Here is a 21,715-nt window from a genome sequence, read left to right on the forward strand (position 1 = left end):
GAGTTAGTGAGGAAGATCAAGTACAGGCCACTGGTGCTGGCCCTGGCGTGCGCGTTCGCGCCGCAGGCGTGGGCGCAGAGCAACGATGTTCCGCTGGACATCATTCAAGAGAACTATGGCGGCGGCCAGTTCGGTTACCGCCTGGGCATCAATGTCGGCGTCAATGGCGCGGCGCCACAGGAGTATCTGTTCGATACCGGCTCCGATTCGTTCAACATCGACGTGGGCCTGACCGCATTGCACGGTTCCGGCCCGTCCTGGTTTCCCACCCAGCCGGGCGCGTCGGTGGGGCCATTGCAGTTCTACCTGTATGGCGATGGCACCTATGGCTACCTGCAGGCGGCCACCACGGTGTCCAGCATGCAGTTCTACAGTTCGTCGAGCGGCGCGAAAGTGGCCAGCTTCGCCACGCCGGCCGGCGCGCCGGTGGCGATCAACTACGCCTACGTCACCTCGACCGCCACTGGTGCGCCGGTGGGTACGGCCAATGGCGTGACGCTGAAAATCGACACCGGCTTCCAGCAGAACCTGGCCAACGGCGTAGCCCCCGAGGAAGGCGTGTTCTACGGCATCCTGGGTGCAGGCGATTTCGGCAACGGCGTGCCCGGCATGCTTACCTCCAGCGGCTATATCGTCGAGGCCAACGGCGCACCCGGCGTACCGGGCAATTGCGGCCAGGGCTGCCTGATCCTCGGGCTGACGCCTGCGCTGCGTGCGCAGTTCCTCAGCGTGGTGCCGTGGATCGGCGGCGCACAAGGCAACTTCCCGCTGTCGGGTGCGCCGAGCGCCAACCAGTTCGATACCGAGTTTCTCTATGCGCTGAGCGACGGCACGCACACCAGCAGCGCCGCACTGCCCACGCTGTTCGATACCGGCACGCCCAACATCATGCTGATCGACAATGGCGTGGGCCTGCTCAGCGGGGAAACCGCGCTGGGGCATATCAACGCCTACGGTGACGAGATTCCCGGCATCACGCTCACCGCTACCGGCGTGGCTCCGGGCGCGCTGCCCAGTGCGGTCACCAGTGGCGACGATTCCAACGGCGATTACACCAATGTGGTGACGGTGGGGCCTTACGGCGGTTTTCCCAGCAGTGCGATCTACGGCATCGGTTTCTTCTTCCGCAACGCGGTGATGTACGACCTGCAGAACCAGGCCACCGGCTACACGCCGTTCTATGTCACCGATGCGCCGATCACCACGGGCTTCACGGTGACGCCGGATATGGGGCCGCTCGGCCTGGCTGGGGTGATTTCGGGTAGCGCGCCGTTCGCGGTAGCCGCAGGCGGCATCGCCAACCTCAGCGGCACCAATACCTACACCGGTGCCACGGTGGTGGCTGCGGGCGGCTGGCTGGGGCTGGCCGGTCCCGGCAGCGTGGCGCAATCGTCGGACGTGCATATCGATGGCGTGTTCGACGTGTCGCGCGCCGCACAGGCCACCTCGCTGATGTCGCTGTCGGGCGGTGGACTGGTCGAGCTGGGTGGCAACGTGCTGGTGCTTACCCAGGCCCAGGGCAGTTTTGCCGGACAGCTCGTCGATGGCGGCCTCAGCGGCGCCGGCGGTGGCGGGCTGGTGATCGCTGGCGGCAAGGAGGCGCTGAGCGGACAGAACACCTACACCGGTCCCACCGGCATCGGTGCCCATGGCGAACTCGACCTATCCGGCTCGCTGGCCGGTGGCGTGCTCAATCTCGGCGTGCTGGCCAACAGCGGCAGCATCGGTGGCTCGGTGGTCAACCAGGGTTGGCTGGCCAACGGCGGCCGCATCGCGGGCTCGGTGCTCAGCAGCGGCCTGCTCAGCGGCCAGGGCCAGATCGGCGGCACGCTGAGCGTAAGCGGCACGGTCGCGCCGACGTACCAGGGCCTCATGGTGGGCGGCAATTATCTGCAGGGTGCCGGCTCGATCTATCTGGTGGCGGCACAACCCACGCAGCCGGGTGTATCCAGCCAGATCGTGGTCAGCGGCCAGGCGACGCTGGCCAGTGGTGCCGGCGTGGCCTTGGCGCCAGCGTCGGCCGGCCAGCTGTACCAGAAGGGCGCACGCTACACCGTGCTCAGTGCCAGCCAGGGCGTCAACGGCACCTATACCCTCAACGGCAACACCACGTTGAGTGCGGTGCTGGGCATCGCCACCGCCTACGACGCGCAGCATGTCTACCTGGACGTGGTGCAGAACCGCAACCTCGGCAGCATCGGCGACACGCGCAACCAGCTCGCCACGCTGGACGGCGTGCAGTCGCAGGCGCCGACGGCGGCGTTGTTCACCGCGGTGGCCAACTTGCCCAACGATGCAGCGATTCGCGCCGCGGCCAATCAGTTGTCCGGTGATATCTACGCCAGTGCACGGGGGGCTTTCCTCGAAGACAGTCACTTCGTGCGCGATGCCATTACCGGACGCTTGCGCCAATTGGGCGACGGCGGGGTCGATACGGCGCAGTCGAGCACCGCGCCGGCCGCCAATGGATTGGCCTGGTGGGGACAGTTCCTCGGCTCATGGGGGCATCGCGACAGCGACGGCAACGCGGGCAGCGTGACTCGCTCGCTGGGTGGCTTCCTGGTCGGCGCCGATCTGCCGGTGGGCGACAGCAGTCATGTGGGCGCGGTGGGTGGCTATACGCAGACCTCGCTGCAGGCCGCTTCGCGCAACAGCTCGGGTTCCAGTGACGATGCGCATGTGGGTCTCTATGGCGGTACCCAGTGGGGTGCCTTCGGTCTGCGTGCCGGTGCCACCTACACGGAGCACACGCTCGATACCACCCGCTCGGTGGCGCTTGGCGGGATCAACGATCAGCCGCTGGGGCATGGCAAGGCATCGACGGCGCAGGTGTTCGCCGAGACGGGCTACCTGTTCCACTGGAAAACCGCTTCGCTCGAACCGTTTGCCCAGGCCGCCTATGTGCATCTGGACAGCGACAGCTTCACCGAGCACGGCGGGCCAGCCGCGTTGCAGGGCGCGGGTGAAGACAACGCGCTTACCTACAGCACCCTGGGCGCACGGGCGGCCACTCGTTTCCAGCTCAACGGCGATGTGTTCGACGCGCATGCCATGCTCGGCTGGCGCCATGCCTTCGGCAACGTGACGTCACCGGCGCAGCTGGGTTTTGCCGGCAGCAACGCCTTCGTGGTCGATGGCGTGCCGCTGGCGCGCGACGTGATGGTGCTCGACGTCGGCCTTGACCTGCCGGTGACCCGCAACGCCAGCTTCAACCTGGCCTATAGCGGACAGGTCGGCCACCACGTGGTCGACAGCGGCTTCAAGGGCGGTTTCGTGTGGAAGTTCTGAGTGCCTTGAAACGCAGGTAACAAAAAGCCCCGGGAGTTGCCTCCCGGGGCTTTTTCATTCCCGCAACGATTCGGCTTACTTGCCGCTGGGCGGCGTGCCGGCGTCTGCCTTGGTCTTGCTGGCATCATCGGTGGCAGCCTTGGCCTTGTGGCCGCTGTGCTGCTTGGTGGCCTTGTGTGCAGCAGGCTGGGCCGTGTCACCCGTCTTCGCGGCGGCGTCCGTCGCTGCCGCGCCGGCTGCGGTCTTGGTCGCGGCGGCGTCCTGGGCGAAAGCCGGGACGGTCAGCACGGAAGCAGCGGTGACGATAAGGGCGGCAAGCAGGGTCTTACGCATGAGGTAAACCTCCAGAGTGGGAATGCCAGCGAAGGCGTTGCTTCGTGGCTGGGATCGAAGCTAGACCTCGCTGGCCTTACCGAACCTGAACCGATTCGGCTCCCTTAAGCGCGCAGACAGATCGCTGAATCGGCGTTGCCTGACGATGCAAAAACGCGGGTCGACCCGCTTGCTTTTCCTTGCAGGCCGCGGTGCGCCTCATGTCGTTTGGACGTCCATGGGACGACGTCACTGGCGGGCGCCCGCGGACTCGGGTTCGTCGGCATGGAGGTCGTGGCCGGTATCGGCATCGGCGGTTTGCACCTCGGCTTTGGGCAGCAGCCCGTCGAGCTTGCCCTTCATGCGCAGCAGGGCGACGTTGGCCATGTCGTCGTCGGCGTTTCTCTCTACGCGATCTTCGCGCTCGGGCGGCGCACCCGGGGCGCGCGTGAGCGCGGCCAGTTCCGGCGCGACGACCTGGGTCAGCGCGAAGTAGGCGTCATCACGGATACCCGCCTGCTCCAGCAGCCTGCCCGGCAACATCCACGAGGCCAGCGCCTCGCGCTTGGCCGGCATCGGGTTGCGCGGGTCCACCAGCAGCCAGGTGCTGGCCTGGCTCAGCATGTCCCTGCCGTCGACAAAGCCGGTGGCGTGGTAGGTGTCGGTAAGCGCGGGCAGATGATCGCCGTAGAACAGCAGCAGGGTGGGGCGTTCGCGCTGGGCGAGCAGTTCCGCCAGCCGGCCCAGTTCCTGGTCGGCATGCTGCATGTGGTACAGGTAATTCTGCAGTTCGAGCTTGTTCTTGCCGACGATGCCTGCGGGCACCGGGATGGCGTCGCGCGCCGCCGTATCGGCCGGCGGCACGTCATAGGGGCCGTGGGCCTCGATGCTGATGGCGAACAGGAACCGCGGCGGCCCCGCATCCTTCAGCTGCGCCATGATCTGGTCGGTCATCGCGCGATCGGCCATGTATTGGCCGTCCATCGCCGCATTGGCAGGGAAGGACGAGCGCGAGACGAAACGATCGAAGCCGATCGCACGGAAGGCCGTGTTGCGATTCCAGAAACCCGGATCGTTGCCGTGCAGCGCGATCGTTTCGTAGCCATGCGAGCGCAACGTGCGTACCAGGCTGGGGACCACTCGGTGATTCATCTGCAAATAGGGAAACTGCAGGTCATCGAAATAACGCAGCGAAAGCCCGGTCAGTACTTCGAATTCCGTGCGGATGGTGCCGCCGCCATAGGTGGGCACATGCAGGGGTCCGCTGTCGCCCTGTGCGGCCAGCCGATGCAGGTTGGGCGTGAGGTCGCTGTCCTGATAGCCGTTCATGATGGACGGTTCGAAGAACGACTCGCTCTGGATCACCACGATGTCCGGTGCGCCGGCCTGGTCGCCGGCAGGCGTCTGCAGGTGTTCGCGCAGCGCGGTGTCGGAGCGCTCGATCAACTGCTGCGCAGAGGCCGGGTCGGGCTTCTTGCGCGCGTGTCCCTGGTTCACATGGAACATCACCAGCGAGCTGACCAGGCCGGAATGTTCCGCCGTGGCGGACGCCGACCACGGTTCCAGCCACAGGCGTCTGCCGCCGTAGAGCTTCATCCAGCCGGGCATGCCCGCCAGCAACGTGCCCAGCACGGCGGCTATCACCAACCCGGAAATCAGCCGCTTGCCGCGCGTGCGGCGCGCAAACAGCGGCGGTTCGATGCGCCACGCGATCACGATGGCCGCGACGGCGGCAAGCAGGGCCAGATACGGCCATGGGCTCGCCGGCAGGTAGCTGCCCAGCAGCGTGAGTCCGCCGCGGCGCAGCTGGCCCAGCATGCGGAAATCCGCGGGCATCAGCGGCGTGTTGAGGTTGCTCACCTTCAGCGCATTGATCGCATACACCAGCGTCTGCAGCAGGAAGGCCAGCCCAAACGAGAGCAATACGCGCCGGCTCGCTATCAGCAGCAACATTGCCAGCAACAGACCCGGCAGCGCATTGGCCCACAGGAACAGGGGTTGGCTGAAAGCCTGCGCGGGGCCGACACCGATGCCGCCGTCCACCAGGCCGGTCAACAGCACGAAGGCCACCATCGGCACGACGATTACCGCGGCACGGACAGCAAGGGGGCGCGCACGCAGCACGCGAGGCATCGCTGGCTTGGTCATGGCATCCTGCAGATGGTTGTCATGGCTCGGACACGGGACTGTAACGACCCGGAACTGAACCGCTCGTTGAGCATCCGCTGCCGGCTTGCCGACAGCACACGTAGGCTGACATGGGGTGTCGGGGGGCATCGGCCGTCGGGCTTTGAGTCATCCACGGGTGATGTGGCAAACGGGGCGGCGCCCGCCTGCTCGGCAGCGATCGCGCCACTGCGGCACAATGGCCCGATGACTGTCATGAACGGGCTTTCGGAATCCCCCGCGCTGCGTGCGCTGATCGACGATCGTTACAGCGAACTGGTCGCGCGCTGCCGCCTCATGGGCGTGCCGCTGCACGACGATGCCGGTGTGGCTGAACGCATCCGCCGTACGCTGCTGGCCAGCGACTTCGCCTTCGACACCTGGTTCCGCCAGCCGCAGCTGCTGGCGCCGCAGGGGCTGGAGCGCTTGCGTTCGGGCAGCGACGCCAGCGCACGCGTCGATGCGCTGAAGCTGTCCGAGGACGAAGCGGTCTGTCTCACCGAACTGCGCCGGTTCCGCCATGCGGAGGCGCTGCGTCTGGTGTTTCGCGACGTCAATGGGCTGGATGAATTGCCGGAGACGCTGTCGGCCACCAGTGTGCTCTATGAGGTGTTGCTGGGCGCGGCGCTCGGCTGGTCCGAGCGGGCCATGGCGGCGCGCTACGGGCATGGCCGCAGCCACGAAGGGGTATTGCAGCGGCTGGTGGTGATGGGCTTCGGCAAGCTCGGCGGCAGCGAGCTGAATTTTTCTTCCGATATCGATCTGGTATTGGCCTATCCGCACAGCGGGCAGAGTGACGGCAGCCGCTCGCTCGACAACAGCGAATACTTCGTGCGGCTGGCGCGCCAGCTGGTGCGCTTGCTCAACGAGCCCACCGTCGATGGCATCTGCGCGCGGGTAGACCTGCGCCTGCGGCCGTTCGGCAACGCGGGTCGGCTGGCGCTGCCGTTCTCGGCGATGGAGCAGTACTACCAGAGCGAGGGCCGCGACTGGGAACGCTACGCCTGGATCAAGGCGCGCCCGGTGGCGGGCGACCGCCACGGCGGCAAGCAATTGCAGGAACTGCTGCGCCCGTTCGTTTATCGCAAGTATCTCGATTACACCGCGTTTGCCGGCCTGCGCGAGATGAAGGCGCTGATCGATGCCGAGGTCGCGCGCAAGGATCTTGCCGACAATCTCAAGCTGGGACCCGGTGGCATCCGCGAAATCGAATTCGTGGTGCAGCTGATGCAGCTGATCCGTGGCGGTCGCGAGCCGAGCCTGCGCGTGCGCGGCCTGTTGCCCGCGCTCACTGCCTGCGAGGCGCGCGGGCATATCAGCGCGGCACGCGGCAAGGAGCTGCGCGAAGCGTATATCTTCCTGCGTCGTGTCGAGAATCGCGTGCAGATGCTGCGCGATGCGCAGACGCACGATATTCCCGAGGACGCGTTGAGTCGCGAGCGCATCGCGCTGGGGCTGGGACATGCATCCTGGGAACAGCTCGAATCCGAACTGGCCCGGCACCGTGCGCATGTCAGCGAGGAATTCGCCGAAGTGCTGATGCCGCAGGGCGGGCGTACCGCCTCGGCGCCGGTGGCGGATGTCGCGCTATGGCGGCAGGCCTGCGCCGAGACGCTCGATGCGCAGGCCATGGAGGCTTCCGCTTTTGTCCCCGGCGGCGAAGCGGCCGACGCCTTGCTGAAGCTCTCGCAAGCTGCTTCCGTGCGCGCCATGCCACAGCGTTCGCGCGAGCAGCTCGATCGCCTGATGCCGCAGTTGCTCGCGGTGGCGCGCGATAGCGTGGCGCCGGTGGCCTGCCTGCTGCGGTTGTGTCGTCTGGTGCAGGCGGTGGCGCGACGTTCCTCGTATCTCGCCTTGCTGGAAGAACAGCCGGCGGCGCGTTTCCGTCTGGCCCGACTGTTCGCTGAAAATGCCTTCCTCGCCGAGCGCGTGATCGCCCAGCCGCTGCTGTTGGATGACGTGCTCGATCCACGCATCGAGCAGTTGCCGCTCAAGCGTGCGGATATCAGCGCGGAGATCACGCGCGTGCTCGGCACGCTCGATGAGCGCGAAGCGGAGGCCGAGCTGGAGCGCCTCAACGAATTCAAGGCCAGCGTGGCCTTTCGCCTCGGCCTGGCCTTCAGCGACGGACGCGCCGATGCGGTGGCTACCGCGCGGCGATTGGCGGTGCTGGCCGAATCGATCGTGCTGGCGGTCACCGCGCTGGCCGAGCGCGAGCTGGCTGCGCAGCATGGCCGCTTGCCGGGCGAGGGCACCGGTTTCGCCGTGCTCGGCTATGGCAGCCTGGGTGGCGAGGAGTTGGGCTTCGCCTCCGACCTGGATCTGGTGTTCGTCTACGACAGCAAGCGCGCTCATCTGATGAGCGAGGGCGCGCGTCCGCTGGAAGGCTCGCGCTGGTATCAGCGATTGGCGCAGCGGGTGATGAACTGGCTTACCGTGCTGACCCGCGCGGGGCGACTGTACGAGGTGGATACGCGGCTGCGTCCGGATGGCTCCAAGGGTTTGCTGGTGAGCAGCCTGGAATCGTTCGCCGCCTACCAGAAGAGCCGTGCATGGACATGGGAACATCAGGCCCTGCTGCGGGCGCGCCCCGTGGCCGGCGATGCGGCGCTGCATGCCGAACTTGCCGCGGTGCGGCGCGAGGTGCTGGCGGTGCCGCGCGATCGCGCCGCCGTGCTGCAGGAAGTGAGCAGCATGCGTCAGCGCTGGCGCGTCGAGCGCGATCGTTCTAACGCCAGCCAGCTGGACCTCAAGCAGGGCCTCGGCGGCTTGCTCGACATCGAATTTGCGCTGCAAGGCCTGGTGCTGGCGCACGCGTCGGCCCATCCGGCCCTGCTCAACATCACCGCCAACGCGGGCCTGATCGAAGCCTGTCGCAATGCCGGCCTGTTGGATGGCCGGCAGGCGGGCATCTTTGCCGAGGCCCATGCGGGGTTGCTTCACCGCGCCTTGGCTTGCACGTTGGATCTGCGTTCGCGCATTGCGCCGCGTGATGCGGAGCTGGAGCGGCTTTGCGGGGATGTGCAGGAGGTGACGGTGGAGTTGGGTTTTCTGTTTTGATTTGGGGGGGGTGAATTTTTGGCTTGTGTCGTTCAGCAGAAAGCGTAAACCCTCAGCGTTTCTGCCGCGCCTCGATCCGCTCACGCAACATAGCCGCGATTGCCGCCGTCTCGCGCAATGGTTGCCTGGGTGCTTCCGCAAGCGCATCCAGCGCGTGCAGGCGGCCAGCCCCCCGCAGCTCCCGATGGAAACGTTCAATCTTGTCCGGCAATGTCCCCATCACGAACGTATGCACCGGGCAGCCCACCGCACAGGCTTCGGAGAGCATGTTGACCGAGTCGGGCGTGACTACCAGGCGGTCGGCCCAGCCGAGCACGCCCGGATAAGGATTGCTGCCATCGTCATGTCCCGACCACACCAGGCCAGGTACGCCGGCCAACTGCTCGCGCACGCGTTCGACCAACACCGGCGGGGTGCGTCGCGAGGCCAGCACGAGCAGGCTGCCGCCCTCCCGGCGCTGGCGTGCCAGCAGTTGGCCGGTCAGGGCGTCGATATAGGCCTGATCGAAAGTGATGCCCTTGCGCGGGCCACCCAGCAACACGCCCACACGCGGGCGCGGCAGTTCGGCAAACGCCGGATCGGCTTCGCGGCCGTCCTGCAGCCAGGCATCGTCCACCGGGTTGAGCGAGCCCAGCGGCGTCAGCACGTTGGCGCCTTGCAACTGGTCGTGCCGGGGCGCGATCACGGTGTCCCAGTGCGCCGGATCGATGCGTGGGTCGAGAATCTGCACCGTGTAGCAGGTGCGGCCGCTCAGCGGGCGCAGCAGGCGGGTGTACAGGGCGGAGCTGCGTCCGCAGCCGATCGCCACGGCGGGCCAGGGCGGCGCGAACTGCTGTCGCTGGGCACCGGACAGGGCCAGCTGCGCGCCGGCGGTGAGCCGCGGCGCCAGCCAGGACCAGGGCGATCGCGGCTCCAGCTGCAGATGATGGATGGGCAGCCCCAGCATCTCGGCCAGGGCCAGCGCCTGCCGCTGGTTGCCGGCGGCGTCGTCGGTGATGACCCAGCAGTCGCCATGCAGCTTGGTCATGCGGGTGGCGGCCGGTGGCATTGTTTCTCGAAACGGTACAGTTCGTTCCATTCGCCTGGGTCCTGTTTGCCCGCGCCCGCGCTTACACTGGTGGCTGTTGCGCCAACGATGGCGCGTCACGCCAACAGGATACCCATGAGCGAGATGCTTTCCGAGGCTGCCCTCGACCAGTTGTTCCGCACGGCCCGCACGTTCAACGCGTGGCTGCCGAAAGAGGTGAGTGACGCCCAGCTGCACCAGCTTTACGAGCTGGCCAAGTTCGGCCCGACCAGCGCCAATTCCTCGCCGATGCGCCTGGTGTTCGTGAAGTCGAAGGAAGCCAAGGAAAAGTTGTCGCCGTTTCTTTCCGAGGGCAACCGCGCCAAGAGCCTGGCCGCTCCGGTCACCGCCATCGTGGCCAGCGACTATGCGTTCTACGAAAAGCTGCCGCAGCTGTTCCCGCATGCCGATGCGCGCAGCTGGTTCGTCGGCAACCAGCCGCTGATCGAGACCACCGCCTTCCGCAACGGTTCGTTGCAGGGCGCGTATCTGATCCTTGCCGCCCGCGCGTTGGGCTTGGACTGCGGTCCGATGTCCGGTTTCGATGTCGCCGGCGTGGACGCGGCGTTCTTCGCCGGTACCACCCTGAAGGCCAATTTCCTGGTCAACATCGGCTATGGCGATGCCAGCCGTGACCTGTTTCCGCGCAGCCCCCGCCTTTCGTTCGACGAGGCATGCCGGATCGTCTGAGTCGCCGCGGCTCAGACGATAGTGCTGTCCCCAACCCCTCCTGGAGATCCATCCATGCGCGCATTCCGTTACCTCGTTCTCGCCGGCCTGATCGGCGCCGCCGTCACCGCCCAGGCCGCTCCGGTCACCTACAAGATAGACCCGGGCCACACCAACGTCCTGTTCAGCTGGAACCACTTCGGCTTCTCCAACCCCACCGCCAACCTCGGCCTGGGCGAGGGCACCATCGTGTTCGACGACAAGGATCCGGCCAAGTCCTCGGTGGAGGTGACCTTGCCGCTGGCCGACCTCGACACCCACGTGCCGGCGCTGGACGAGCACCTGAAGAAGCCGGACTTCTTCGATGCCGACAAGTACCCCGCCATCACCTTCAAGAGCACCAACGTGCAGGCAGCCGGCGGCAACAAGTTCAAGGTCACCGGTAACCTCACCGTGCACGGCGTGACCAAGCCGGTGGTGCTCGATGCCACCCTCAACAAGAGCGGCGAGCATCCGATGACGAAGGCGCAGACGGTGGGCTTCGACGCCACCGCCACCCTGAAGCGCTCGGACTTTGGCGTGGGCGCTTATGTGCCGAACGTCAGCGACGAGATCCAGATCCGCATCACCACCGAAGCCTCGGTGCCGAAGGCCGGTGCCGCCAAGTAAGCCTGGCCGCGGCGGAAAAGAAGCCCGCGTCAACGCGACGCGGGCTTTTTGCTGGGTGCCATTGGGGAAATCGGTGGCTGGCGTGTCCAGGGCCGCCTCGAGGCGCTGAACGCCTTGCCAAGGTCGACGGGATATCGGGGGCCGGCCCGGCACGATACGGGGGTGCCGCCCCCGGTTGGATAGGGGGCGCAAGGGCTATGCCCCATGGTGAACACGCGCCCTGCCGTTCCGCTGGCGGGCCAGCCTGCTAACATTCGCGGTTCGGTGTCCTGATGGAGTTTCCCCATGTCGCGTTCCCCTGCGGCTGCCACGCTGATCCCGGCGAATGCCGAAAATCGTTACGAAGTGACGCGCGCTGACCTTCCGTTGTCCTGTCCGATGCCCGGCATGGTGCTCTGGAACTCCCATCCGAAGGTCTATCTGCCGATCGTCGAGGACGGTGGTGAGTCCACATGTCCTTATTGCGGCGCGCATTACGTGCTGCGCGACTGACGCCGCTCCCCCCGGCGGCCACTAAAACGCTCGCACTGGCGGGTTTAGGCACGATTGCTGCTTGCCTCTAGGGATGAAGGCACCTTTTGAACAAATCATGTCAGCTGTCGCCACCCCAGCCAGATCACTGACCGTCGTTCAGTTGATCCCCGGGCTCCATTCGGGCGGGGCGGAGCGCTCCGTGCTGGAAATCGGGCGGGCGCTGGTACAGGCGGGCCACCAGTCCATCGTGATCTCGGCGGGTGGCCGCATGGTGGGGCAGCTGGAGGCCGAGGGCAGCCGTCATATCGCCCTGGACGTGGGCAGCAAGTCGCTGCGTACGCTGATGAAGCTGGGCGAGCTTCGGCGGGTGCTGCGTGAACTCAAGCCCGATATCGTGCACGCCCGCTCGCGCCTGCCGGCCTGGCTGGGCTGGTGGGCCATCAAGGGGCTCAAGCCGGCCCCTCATTTCGTGACCACGGTGCACGGTCTCAATTCCCCTGGTCGCTACAGCGCGATCCTGCTTCGTGGCGAGCGGGTCATCGCGGTGTCGCAGACGCTGCGTGATTTCATGCTCAGTCACTACCCGTGGCTGGAGCCGGCGCGCGTGCGGGTGATTCCCCGTGGCATCGATCCGGACGCCTTTCCATATGGACATCGCCCTGACGATGCCTGGCGCAAGGCCTTCTTCGCCGAGTTTCCGGCGCTGTCCGGTGGCCCGCTGCTGACCTTGCCAGGTCGCGGCACGCGGCTGAAGGGCCATCATGACGCGGTCGAATTGGTCTCCGAGCTCAAGCGGCGTGGTATCGACGTACGGCTGCTGCTGCTGGGGGTCATCGAGCCTGGGCGCGAGGCGTACGTGGAAGAGTTGCGCGGGCTGATCCGTGCCCGTGGGCTGGAGTCGCAGGTGGTGCTTGCGCCGCCCCGCAACGATGTGCGCGACATCTATGCCATCTCGTCGCTGGTGCTGCAGCTGTCGAACAAACCCGAATCCTTTGGCCGTACGGTGATCGAGGCCTTGTCGCTATGCCGTCCGGTGCTGGGCTATGCCCATGGCGGCGTCGGCGAATTGCTGGCCGAGCTGTATCCGGCGGGCCGCGTGCCGCCGGCCGATCGCGAGCGCCTGGTCGAGCGCGCCGCCGAGCTGCTGCGCGTGGCACCGCCCATCCCGATGCTGCAGAGCTACCGCCTCAGCGACATGCAACAGGCCACCCTGGCCCTGTACGACGAACTGACGGCCGCCTGAGCCGTCGTTGCCGTTGCCCGGCGGGACAGTGGGCTCACCTACAATGCGTGAGCCACGATCACACGATGTCCGCATGAGTCCATTCGCCGCTTCCCTGAAGGCCGCATTGCGGTCGCCCCTGCTGCCGTTCTGGCTGGTGATCGCGCTGCTGCCGTTCGGGCGCAGTTCGGAACTCGGCACCGTGCTCTGCCTGATCGGCGTGGTGCTGCTGTTCGCGCGTCACCCGTCGGCGCTGGGCGAACATGCGGGCGCGCGGCTGCTGCTGTGGCTGCTGGGTGCCTATGTGGTGGCGGCCTTGTTGTCCGCGGTGGATTCAGTGGCGCCGGCCAAGAGCTGGTCCACGGTGGCGGCGCTGCTCCGCTACGTGCCGCTGGGGCTGTATGCCTGTTTTGCGATCCGCCGCGAAGAAAAGCTCCGGGCGCTGTATGTGGCCGTGGCGGTGGTCGTGGCATTGTGGGCGGTGGATGCCTGGATGCAGGCGTTGACGGGCTGGAGCCTGGCCGGGGGCGCCGAGGCGGAGCGTATCTCGGGCATCTTTGGCGCCAGCAATCTCAAGCTCGGGCCTACGCTGTCGGTGTTGTCGCCGTTCGTATTGTGGGCCGCGCAGCGTCGGTGGGGTCCCAAGGGCCTGTTGCTGGCCTTCGTGCTGCTGCTGGGGCCGGTGCTGTTGTCCGGCTCGCGCGCTTCGTGGCTGTGTTATGCCCTGGTGGCATGGGGTTTCGCCTGGCACATCGCGCGGTCGCCGCTGCGCTTTCTTGCGTTTGCCGGCATGGGAGTGGTGTTGCTGCTGGTCGCCGGCGGCGTGGCGTGGAAAACCTCGGAGCGCTTCCAGCTGCGGGTGGAGCGCACGTTGCAGGCTACGCAGGGCTCCAACCCGTCCCTCGACGTCGCGCTGAGCGGGCGCCTGGATATCTGGCGGACCAGCATGGCCATGTTCGAGGCGCATCCGGTCAATGGCGTCGGCGTGCGCGCCTTCCGTAACGCGTATCCGGCGTTTGCGCCGGCCAACGATCACTTCGTGGTATCCGGTGAAGCCTGTGGTGTGGGCGAGGGTGCTTGCCATGCGCATCAATGGGTGCTCGAGGTGCTCACCGAGACGGGCACGCTGGGCCTGTTGTGCTGGCTCACCGGCATCGTGCTGGCGTGGGCGGCATGGCGTCGCGTAGGCGCCGCCGCGCGTGCGCGGGCCTTTCCGGTAACGCTGGCGCTGGCCGTGATGCTGTTTCCGCTCAATACCCATCTGGCCTTCTATTCGGCCTGGTGGGGCCTGCTGTTTGCCTGGCTGCTGGGGCTGTGGTGCGCGGCGTTGTATGTGGTCCCGGCCGAGGACGGAGGCAGGGCATGACGCGCGAGCCGCTGTCGGTGGTGGTGATCACCTTCAACAATGCCGACACGCTGGACGCCTGCCTGAGCCAGGTGGCATGGGCCGATGAGATCGTGGTGCTCGATTCGGGCTCCACCGACGACACCGTGGCCATCGCCCGGCGCCATGGCGCACGCGTGGCCGTCCATCCATTCGACGACTATGGTCCGCAGAAGCAGCGCGCCTACGACATGGCCAGCCACGACTGGATCCTCAATTTGGATGCGGACGAGATCCTCTCGCCCGGCACCCGCGAAGTGATCGAGCGGGCCCTGGTAAAGCCGCATCACGCGGGCTTCCGCCTGCCACGCCGCGAGCGCATGTTCTGGACCGTGCAACACCGCTGGAGTTGGCGCAACGGCCACCTGCGCCTGTTCGACAGGCGGCGGGGCGGCATGAACGACGTAGAGGTGCACTCGGCGGTGGAGGTGCGTGGCCGCGTGAAGACGCTATGGCGCGCGGATTTCGTCAACGACGGCGACGGCGACATCGCCACCCGGGTGGAAAAGATCAACCGTTACACCACCGGCATGGTGGCGCACAAACTGCGCAAGCGGCAGCGCTTCACCGGCTTGCGCATGGTGTTCTATCCGCCGGTGTTCTTCCTGCGCCAGTACGTCGGCAAGCGTTATTTCCTCAACGGCTGGGCTGGCTTTATCGCCAGCGTCACCGGCGCGTTCTACGCCTTCCTGAAGTACGCCAAGCTACACGAGGCGTACGAGCAGGCGCGACGCGAGAAGCGCTGACTTACGCCGCCTGCGGCCAGGCCAGCGGCTTGTCCTGCAGGGCGGCAAGCAGACGGGCACAGGCTTCGCGCCGCAGCGCCTCGCGCCGACGGAAGGCCGAACGGTGCTTGCTCTCTACCTGGGCCTCATCGCGCTCGGGCTCGGCGGTCGGCAGGGCGAAGAAGCCGTCGGGCTGCAGTACGCCCTGGCACTCTTCCCAGAAGCTGTCGTAGTCGGCCTTGATCTTGTCGGCTTCGCCAGCGAACGGATGCGAGAGATTGCTGACGCCACGGATCCGCTGCGCCCCCGTGAACGAGCCGAATGCGAGCAGCAGCGAGAACAGCAGATTCTTCGGGCGCAGGCCATAGCACTGCTTGGTCAACTCACGTACGGCCTCGCGACCGAGTTCAGCCGCGGCACCCTGCAGGCAGCCGATCAGCAGCGCCTGGCCATCATCGGCGATGCTGAAGATCGCCGAGGACAACAGCTGTCCCTGCGTATTGGCCAGGCACAACGCCAACTCACCCTCGCGGCTGCGGCCCAGCGGCCGGCGCAGCTCCAACAGCAACTGGCTGCCGTCCTTGAGCGTCAGTGCACCGAGTTCGCAACGCCCCTGCAGATACACCGCATCGATCATCGCGGCCGGCAGGTGCTCGAAGGCGAAGCGGTAGTGGCTGCGGATGATGGCCAGTCGTTGGGCACGACCCAGCCGGCGATTGATGTAGTGATGGTGCCAGCGCTCATGCACGCGCGGGTCATGCGCCAGGATGGCCACCAGACGTGGCGAGCCATACAGCTCGCCCAGCCATGCCGACTGTCGCCGCGCCATGCGGGCGCTGCGGGCGATGTATTTCAGGCCGGCGGCAAGGCGCTTGGGGAACGAGCCTCGCCAGTCGCGGCGTTGGCGCAGAGAGCGCAAAAACAGCCGGAGGGACATGGGGAATTTTTATGTCGGGAAAACGCAGAGTCGTTTTACCCGGGCAAACTGTCGTCCACCTGTCACATTCAATAGACGGACGGGCTGCCTTCAGGACGCGTCTTGAAGCGCTTGTGCACCCACAGGTATTGCTCCGGTGCAGCCCTGACCATGTTCTCGATGCAGACATTGACGCGGGCGGTGTCATCCAGCGGGTCGGCGCTCGGGAAATGTTCCAGCGGCGCGCCCAATCGCAGCGCATAGCCCGCATTGCCGGGCAGGCGACGATGATAGAACGGAATCACCAGGGCGCCGGACAGGCGCGCCAGGTGATGGGTGGCCGTGATGGTGGCCGCCGGCACGCCGAAGAACGGCACGAACACGCTGTCCTTGCTGCGCATGTCCTGGTCGGGCGCGTACCACAGCGTGCCGCCGCCGCGCAGGTGCTTGACCGTGCCGCGGATGTCGTCCTTGTCGAACATCGCCTCGGCATAATCCAGCCGCGCGCGCAGCACCACCCACTCGAACACGGCCGAATCCATCCGGCGGTACATGCCCGAGATGCGGATGCGCTGGGAGACCAGCCGCGCGCACAGTTCCAGATGGGAAAAATGCCCGCCGACCAGCAGCACGCCCTTGCCTTGCGCGCGTGCCGCCTCCAGGTGTTCCAGTCCCTCGATGGTCACCGGCACGCGGGCGATCGCGCGCTCACTGCCCATCCAGCCCAGCGCAAACTCCACCATCATCAGGCCGATGTCGCGCAGGTGCGCATTCACCAACTCGGCCTGTTCGGTTTTGGACAGCTCGGGAAAGCACAGCGCGATATTGGCTTCGGCAATTTTCCGTCGCGGCGACGGCACCCGTTGGACCAGTACGCCGAGCAGGCGTCCAAGGCCCATCAGCCATGGGCGGGGCAGGTGGGCGATCAACCAGATCACACCGGCGCCGAGCCAGGCTGGCCATTGCAGCGGTGCGAGCAGGGTGCGGGAAAACGGGGGGCGGGGCATGCCTGGCATCGGTCGCATTGTAGGGGATCGGGGCAGCCCGAACCAAAACAAGCGGCCATGCGCATCGCCATACCCCCGACAGACGGGCCGCGCCATCGAACCGATATACTGGCGCCCCACACGTCAAGGCCCACCGTTGCGCTATCTCTACACCCTCGCCCTGTATCTGGCGACGCCGATCATCGTGCTGCGCCTGCTGGCGCGTGGCGTGCGCTACCGCGATTACCACCGGCGTTGGCGCGAACGCTTCGGGTTCTTCGATGCGCCCGGCGTCAAGGGCAGCCTGTGGGTGCATGCGGTTTCGGTGGGTGAAGTGAATGCTGCCGAGCCGCTGATCAAGGCGTTGCGCGAGTACTACCCGAATGCCCCGCTGGTGGTCACCACGGTGACGCCTACCGGTTCGGAACGCGTGCGGCAGTTGTTCGGCGACAGCGTGTATCACGTGTATCTGCCTTATGACCTGCCGTTCGCGGTGACGCGTTTTCTGCGGCGTGTGCGTCCGCTGCTGGCGGTCATCGTGGAAACCGAGATCTGGCCGAACCTCTATTTCGCCTGTCGCAAGCGCGGCATCCCCTTGATGATCGTCAACGCACGCCTGTCGGAGCGCTCCTTGCGCGGCTACAAGCTGTTGAGCGGCCTGGTAGCCAGCGCGCTGGGTTGCGTGCGGCAAATCGCAGCGCAGTCGCGCACCGATGCGGCCCGCTATCGGCTGCTGGGTGCCGATCCCGGGAGGATCATGGTGACCGGCAATCTCAAGTTCGACATGCCGGTGCCCTACGACGCGGAGCTCAATGGCGAAGAGCTACGGCAACAGTGGGGGCCATTGCGGCCGGCATGGATCGCCGCCAGCACGCACGAGGGCGAGGAACTGCCCGTGCTCGAAGCGCATCTGGAAGTGCTCACGCGCTGGCCCGACGCGTTGCTGCTGATTGCGCCGCGCCATCCCGAGCGCTTCAAGCTAGTGGAAAACTCGGCGCGCAGCCTCGGCTTCAGCGTGGGGACGCGTAGCGCCGATCGCGTGCCGGGTGCGTCGCACCAGGTATTCGTGATCGACGCCATGGGCGAGCTGATGCCGTTCTATGCGGCGTCTGACCTGGCCTTTGTCGGCGGCAGCCTGGTACCGATCGGTGGCCACAACGTGCTGGAGCCCGCGGCATTGTCCACGCCCGTGCTGGTGGGGCCGCATACGTTCAATTTCGAGGAAATCACGCTCACGCTCATCCAGGAGGGTGGTGCGGCGAGGGTCAACGGTGCCGAGGAGCTTGGCAGCATGGTGCTGCAGCTGCTGCGCGACCGCCCTCGCCGGGAACACATGGGCATGGTGGCGCGCATCGTGTTCGACAGCGAGCGCGGCGCGGTGAAGCGCGTAATGGGCATGATCGACAACCTGCTGCAGGAATAGACGTCCAGTTACTCCCGTGCAGATACGACAAGGCCGGGACGTGCCCGGCCTTGTCTCATGCATGGATGGATGCGCCTTGCTGCGTTACTGCAGCATGGCGTTGACCATCTCCACGTCCTTCAGATCGATCGAGCCGGCCGACTCCTTCAGCTGCAACTCATCGAGCACCAGCGCATGGCGCGACTGCGAGTAGCTGCTTTCGGCCTGGGTCAGGGTCTGAATCGCGTTGAGCACGTTGAGCATGGTCTGCGTGCCCACGTCGAAGCCGGCACGAGTGGCTTCCAACGCCTTCTGGCCCGAATCCACCGATGCCTTGTTCGCCTGTACCTGGCTGATGCCGGCGAGCACCGAGCGGTAGTAGTTGAGCGTGTCGCGAACCACCTGGCGGCGCGTGGACTCCAGCGAATCCTGGGCCTCGTCCCGCTGGTAGATCGACTGACGTACACGCGACTGCGTTGCGCCGCCCGAGAAGATCGGGATGTTCACCGACAGACCCACCGTGGTGCCATAGTCGCCATTGCCCGGCACGTTGTAGTTGCCATGCTGCAGCCAGGTACTGTCCTTGCCACGTGACACCGATGCGTTCAGCGTCGGCAGATGGCCGGCGCGGGCCGCGTTGATGTTGTGCTCGGCCGACTCCACCGTGTACTGGCCGGCCTGGATGGTGGCGTTTGACTTCAGCGCCGCCTGCACCCACTGGTCCGGATCGGCCGGGTTGGGCGGCGTGAGCGGAAGATCCTCACGCAGCTTTTTCAGTTCGCCGACAGGCTTGCCGGTGATCTGCGTCAGCGCCTCGCGGGCATCGTTGAGGGTGTTCTGGGCGGCGATCGTCTGGGCTTTGGCCAGTTCGTAGTACGACTTGGCCTGGTAGACGTCGGTGATCGCCGAGAGACCGACCTTGAAGCGCTGATCCGCCTGGTCGTAGGCCTCCTTGTAGGCATCCTCGTTGGCCTTGGCGAAGACCAGCGCGTCCTGGCTGGTGAGCACGCCGAAGTAGGCCGTGGTCACACGCACGTACAGATCCTGCACCGCCGCCTCGTACGTGGCGTCCTGCGACTCTGCCTGCGAACGGGCAGCCGACAGGTTGGCCCACTGGCTCAGGTCCACCACCGTTTGGGTCAGGGTGGCCGAGAGCGAGCGCGTACGCGAATGGCCGGTGTTCACCAGCGAGTTGTCGTTGTAGCTGCTGCCACCGGATTGCTGCTGAGTCAGGCCAAAGCTGCCATTGAGCTGGGGCAGCATCACGGCACGCGCCTGGGTTACGCCTTCACCGGTGGCGAGGCGCGTGGCCTCGGCCTGGGACAGCACCGGATCGTTGGCGCGTGCTTCTCGGTATGCATCCAGCAAGTCCTCGCTGTGGCCGGCCAGCGGAAACGCCGACAGGGCCAGGGCAAGGGTCAGAAGCTTCAAGCGCATGGGTTGCCTCATGATTGGGAATGGAGATCAAAAAACAAAGCGGCGCGGCGGTTCGGCGTGCTTCAGATACGGCAGGTCGGTTTCGAACAAGGCTTCCTCGCGATAGCGGCCATTGCCCTCATGGGTGAGCAACAGCACCTGCTGCACCGGCGATTCGCCACGCACCACCAGCAGGCGTCCGCCGGGCTTGAGCCAAGCGAGGAAACGCTGCGGAATCTGATACACCGCACCGGTCACCACCAACGCGTCGAACAGGCCGGTCGGCTGCCACGAGGCCACCGCCTCGCCCACTTCGAGCTTCACGTTGGCGATGCCGGCCTGAGCCAGGCGATCGCCCGCCGCGGCGATGAAATCGGCATGAATGTCCACGCTGGTGACGCCGGCCGACAACTTGGCCAGGCACGCGGTGAGGAAGCCCGAGCCGGTGCCGATTTCCAGCACCTGATCGGTGGGGGCCAATTCCAGTGCCTGCAGCACACGACCCTCGACCACCGGCTTCATCATCACCTCGCCATGACCCAGCGGCAGGCAGAGGTCGGCGAAGGCCAGCTGACGATGCTCGGCGGCCACGAAGTCCTCGCGGCGCACGGTGCCCAGCACGTCAAGTACGCGTGCATCCAGCACTTCCCAGGGGCGCACCTGGTTTTCGACCATGTTCTGTCGCGCCTGTTCGAAGTTCATCGCCATCTTGCTTACGTCCTGTTCGGATCGAAAAAAAGGCTAAAAAGCATAAGCGCTTAGCCAAGTTCCGACAATGTGCAAAGCCTGCGGCCTAGCCCAGGCGACACGAAGTGCCGGAAGTCATCGCGCTTGGTTGACGGAAGTCATGCGTAGCGCGGTGTCCGCGGACACTATGCACTGCGACGACGAAACTGTGTGACCACGCCAGGCAGGTTACCGGGCAAGCGCGTGAGCGCATCTTGCATGGCCTGATGCAAGGATGCGTCAAGACGCTGGATGCGCCCCTCGGGAGCGCCGCCGCCCTGGCTGCGGGCGGCCACCGAAAGCCAGGCCAGCCAGCGCGCCAGGCGGCTGCGCTCGGTCGCATCCAGGCCAGCCAGGGCGGCGCGCGCGGCAAAGGCCGCCTGGCGAGCGCCTACATGGCTGCGCTCGAGCCAGGCCGCCAGCGCACGCTGCGCAAGACGGTATGCCGGACTGAGGTTGAGTTCTGCGATAGTGGTGGACATGGGGTAAGCCGTGTATCGTGGCCATGGAAAATAACTAAACTGTCGCGTATACTAAACTGGTGTTATCCATTTGTGAAGCCATTCGTGAAGGTGCTGCCATGAGTACGATCCCGCTGACCAAGCCTCAGGGACCTGGCCGTCCCAAGGATATGGAGAAGCGCGCGGCGATCCTCGAAGCTGCCAAGGCATTGTTTGTCCGCAATGCATTCGCGGGCACCAGCATGGATGCCGTCGCGGCGGAGGCCGGCGTTTCCAAGCTCACCGTCTACAGTCATTTTGGCGACAAGGACAATCTGTTTCGTGAGGTCATCCGTGCGCAGATCCAGGATCTGATGCCGGAAGACACCTACCAGTCCGATCCGGAAGAGACCATCCGCGACACGCTGGAGCGCATTGCCCTGCACCATGTGCGGCTGGACTGCGACGTGCAGAACGTGGGCACCTTCCGCGCCATCCTCAGCGATTGCCGTCAGGGCAACCCGCGCTACGGCAAGCTGCTATGGGAAGAAGGCCCGGATCGCACGCACGGCCTGATGAAACGGCTGCTGCAACAGGCGGTTGACGCTGGTCAGCTGGACATTCCCAACGTGGCGCGCGCTGCCGGGCAGTTCATTTCGCTCATCAAGGGCGAAATGCTGATGCGCCGCATGTTCGGTTGCGAGGAGTGCGCGCAGTCCTACGCCGCCGAGCTGGAGCAGACCGCTCGCGATGGCGTCGACATGTTCCTGCGGGCGTATTCACCCCGCTGAAAA

General features: G+C 66.0%; 18 protein-coding genes. 10 read left to right on the top strand and 8 right to left on the bottom strand.

Going from position 1 to position 21,715, the window contains the following annotated elements; all coding sequences use genetic code 11:
• Window positions 1-6: 6 nt before the first annotated feature.
• On the top strand, window positions 7-3,288 hold the full coding sequence (locus tag MJ606_RS17305) for an autotransporter domain-containing protein (RefSeq protein WP_243050802.1): 3,282 nt from the start codon (window positions 7-9) through the stop codon (window positions 3,286-3,288).
• 75 nt (window positions 3,289-3,363) lie between these two features.
• Here MJ606_RS17305 and MJ606_RS17310 read toward each other — a convergent pair whose 3' ends face one another.
• Window positions 3,364-3,621, bottom strand: a complete 258-nt coding sequence (locus MJ606_RS17310) for a hypothetical protein (protein WP_243050803.1) — start codon at window positions 3,619-3,621, stop codon at window positions 3,364-3,366.
• A 228-nt stretch (window positions 3,622-3,849) separates the two neighbouring features.
• A complete protein-coding gene (locus tag MJ606_RS17315) occupies window positions 3,850-5,748 on the bottom strand; it encodes an LTA synthase family protein (RefSeq protein WP_243050804.1) in 1,899 nt (632 codons plus the stop codon).
• Between the two features lie 225 nt (window positions 5,749-5,973).
• Here MJ606_RS17315 and glnE point away from each other — a divergent pair, with 225 nt between their 5' ends.
• Entirely contained in the window at window positions 5,974-8,826 is a 2,853-nt protein-coding gene (glnE, locus tag MJ606_RS17320) for a bifunctional [glutamate--ammonia ligase]-adenylyl-L-tyrosine phosphorylase/[glutamate--ammonia-ligase] adenylyltransferase (protein ID WP_243050805.1), read from the top strand.
• Between the two features lie 52 nt (window positions 8,827-8,878).
• On the opposite strand, the gene MJ606_RS17325 is transcribed toward glnE, so the two are convergent.
• Window positions 8,879-9,853, bottom strand: a complete 975-nt coding sequence (locus MJ606_RS17325) for a mitochondrial fission ELM1 family protein (RefSeq protein WP_243050841.1) — start codon at window positions 9,851-9,853, stop codon at window positions 8,879-8,881.
• Window positions 9,854-9,988: 135 nt separating this feature from the next.
• Here MJ606_RS17325 and MJ606_RS17330 point away from each other — a divergent pair, with 135 nt between their 5' ends.
• The 6 genes from MJ606_RS17330 to MJ606_RS17355 all read left to right on the top strand — a co-directional run bounded on the left by MJ606_RS17330 (window position 9,989) and on the right by MJ606_RS17355 (window position 15,056).
• Window positions 9,989-10,582: a malonic semialdehyde reductase gene (locus tag MJ606_RS17330; protein ID WP_243050806.1), complete on the top strand. Its 594-nt coding sequence runs from the start codon at window positions 9,989-9,991 to the stop codon at window positions 10,580-10,582.
• A gap of 54 nt (window positions 10,583-10,636) precedes the next feature.
• Entirely contained in the window at window positions 10,637-11,230 is a 594-nt protein-coding gene (locus MJ606_RS17335) for a YceI family protein (RefSeq protein ID WP_243050807.1), read from the top strand.
• A 285-nt stretch (window positions 11,231-11,515) separates the two neighbouring features.
• Window positions 11,516-11,722, top strand: a complete 207-nt coding sequence (locus MJ606_RS17340; protein ID WP_243050808.1) for a zinc-finger domain-containing protein — start codon at window positions 11,516-11,518, stop codon at window positions 11,720-11,722.
• 97 nt (window positions 11,723-11,819) lie between these two features.
• Entirely contained in the window at window positions 11,820-12,947 is a 1,128-nt protein-coding gene (locus MJ606_RS17345; protein ID WP_243050809.1) for a glycosyltransferase, read from the top strand.
• Window positions 12,948-13,020: 73 nt separating this feature from the next.
• Complete coding sequence (locus MJ606_RS17350; RefSeq protein ID WP_243050810.1) at window positions 13,021-14,292, top strand: O-antigen ligase family protein; 1,272 nt, start codon at window positions 13,021-13,023, stop codon at window positions 14,290-14,292.
• Window positions 14,289-15,056 carry a glycosyltransferase family 2 protein gene (locus MJ606_RS17355; protein WP_243050811.1) on the top strand — a complete coding sequence of 256 codons (768 nt, stop codon included), beginning with the start codon at window positions 14,289-14,291 and terminating at the stop codon, window positions 15,054-15,056. Before MJ606_RS17350 ends, MJ606_RS17355 begins: the two co-directional genes overlap by 4 nt.
• Before the next feature lies 1 nt (window position 15,057).
• On the opposite strand, the gene MJ606_RS17360 is transcribed toward MJ606_RS17355, so the two are convergent.
• Entirely contained in the window at window positions 15,058-15,972 is a 915-nt protein-coding gene (locus MJ606_RS17360; RefSeq protein ID WP_243050812.1) for a DUF535 family protein, read from the bottom strand.
• Between the two features lie 68 nt (window positions 15,973-16,040).
• Window positions 16,041-16,958 carry an LpxL/LpxP family Kdo(2)-lipid IV(A) lauroyl/palmitoleoyl acyltransferase gene (gene lpxL, locus MJ606_RS17365; protein WP_243050813.1) on the bottom strand — a complete coding sequence of 306 codons (918 nt, stop codon included), beginning with the start codon at window positions 16,956-16,958 and terminating at the stop codon, window positions 16,041-16,043.
• 136 nt (window positions 16,959-17,094) lie between these two features.
• Here lpxL and waaA point away from each other — a divergent pair, with 136 nt between their 5' ends.
• Window positions 17,095-18,360, top strand: coding sequence for a lipid IV(A) 3-deoxy-D-manno-octulosonic acid transferase (gene waaA, locus MJ606_RS17370; RefSeq protein WP_243050814.1), 1,266 nt, complete (start codon window positions 17,095-17,097; stop codon window positions 18,358-18,360).
• 84 nt (window positions 18,361-18,444) lie between these two features.
• On the opposite strand, the gene MJ606_RS17375 is transcribed toward waaA, so the two are convergent.
• From MJ606_RS17375 to MJ606_RS17385, 3 genes are all read right to left on the bottom strand, one after another.
• Window positions 18,445-19,776, bottom strand: a complete 1,332-nt coding sequence (locus tag MJ606_RS17375) for a TolC family outer membrane protein (RefSeq protein WP_243050815.1) — start codon at window positions 19,774-19,776, stop codon at window positions 18,445-18,447.
• Window positions 19,777-19,803: 27 nt separating this feature from the next.
• A complete protein-coding gene (locus MJ606_RS17380) occupies window positions 19,804-20,463 on the bottom strand; it encodes a protein-L-isoaspartate O-methyltransferase (RefSeq protein WP_243050816.1) in 660 nt (219 codons plus the stop codon).
• 164 nt (window positions 20,464-20,627) lie between these two features.
• On the bottom strand, window positions 20,628-20,963 hold the full coding sequence (locus MJ606_RS17385; protein ID WP_243050817.1) for a hypothetical protein: 336 nt from the start codon (window positions 20,961-20,963) through the stop codon (window positions 20,628-20,630).
• Between the two features lie 98 nt (window positions 20,964-21,061).
• Here MJ606_RS17385 and MJ606_RS17390 point away from each other — a divergent pair, with 98 nt between their 5' ends.
• A complete protein-coding gene (locus MJ606_RS17390; protein ID WP_243050818.1) occupies window positions 21,062-21,712 on the top strand; it encodes a TetR/AcrR family transcriptional regulator in 651 nt (216 codons plus the stop codon).
• Window positions 21,713-21,715: the final 3 nt, after the last annotated feature.

This window comes from Dyella sp. RRB7, assembly GCF_022761115.1.
GTDB lineage: Bacteria > Pseudomonadota > Gammaproteobacteria > Xanthomonadales > Rhodanobacteraceae > Dyella.

Bases quoted from the DNA above. Each gene is read 5' to 3' on its own strand.
- MJ606_RS17310 (WP_243050803.1), bottom strand. From the start codon at position 3,621: ATGCGTAAGACCCTGCTTGCCGCCCTTATCGTCACCGCTGCTTCCGTG.
- MJ606_RS17315 (WP_243050804.1), bottom strand. From the start codon at position 5,748: ATGACCAAGCCAGCGATGCCTCGCGTGCTGCGTGCGCGCCCCCTTGCT.
- glnE (WP_243050805.1), top strand. From the start codon at position 5,974: ATGACTGTCATGAACGGGCTTTCGGAATCCCCCGCGCTGCGTGCGCTG.
- MJ606_RS17325 (WP_243050841.1), bottom strand. From the start codon at position 9,853: ATGACCAAGCTGCATGGCGACTGCTGGGTCATCACCGACGACGCCGCC.
- MJ606_RS17330 (WP_243050806.1), top strand. From the start codon at position 9,989: ATGAGCGAGATGCTTTCCGAGGCTGCCCTCGACCAGTTGTTCCGCACG.
- MJ606_RS17335 (WP_243050807.1), top strand. From the start codon at position 10,637: ATGCGCGCATTCCGTTACCTCGTTCTCGCCGGCCTGATCGGCGCCGCC.
- MJ606_RS17340 (WP_243050808.1), top strand. From the start codon at position 11,516: ATGTCGCGTTCCCCTGCGGCTGCCACGCTGATCCCGGCGAATGCCGAA.
- MJ606_RS17345 (WP_243050809.1), top strand. From the start codon at position 11,820: ATGTCAGCTGTCGCCACCCCAGCCAGATCACTGACCGTCGTTCAGTTG.
- MJ606_RS17350 (WP_243050810.1), top strand. From the start codon at position 13,021: ATGAGTCCATTCGCCGCTTCCCTGAAGGCCGCATTGCGGTCGCCCCTG.
- MJ606_RS17355 (WP_243050811.1), top strand. From the start codon at position 14,289: ATGACGCGCGAGCCGCTGTCGGTGGTGGTGATCACCTTCAACAATGCC.
- MJ606_RS17360 (WP_243050812.1), bottom strand. From the start codon at position 15,972: ATGTCCCTCCGGCTGTTTTTGCGCTCTCTGCGCCAACGCCGCGACTGG.
- lpxL (WP_243050813.1), bottom strand. From the start codon at position 16,958: ATGCCCCGCCCCCCGTTTTCCCGCACCCTGCTCGCACCGCTGCAATGG.
- MJ606_RS17375 (WP_243050815.1), bottom strand. From the start codon at position 19,776: ATGCGCTTGAAGCTTCTGACCCTTGCCCTGGCCCTGTCGGCGTTTCCG.
- MJ606_RS17380 (WP_243050816.1), bottom strand. From the start codon at position 20,463: ATGGCGATGAACTTCGAACAGGCGCGACAGAACATGGTCGAAAACCAG.
- MJ606_RS17385 (WP_243050817.1), bottom strand. From the start codon at position 20,963: ATGTCCACCACTATCGCAGAACTCAACCTCAGTCCGGCATACCGTCTT.
- MJ606_RS17390 (WP_243050818.1), top strand. From the start codon at position 21,062: ATGAGTACGATCCCGCTGACCAAGCCTCAGGGACCTGGCCGTCCCAAG.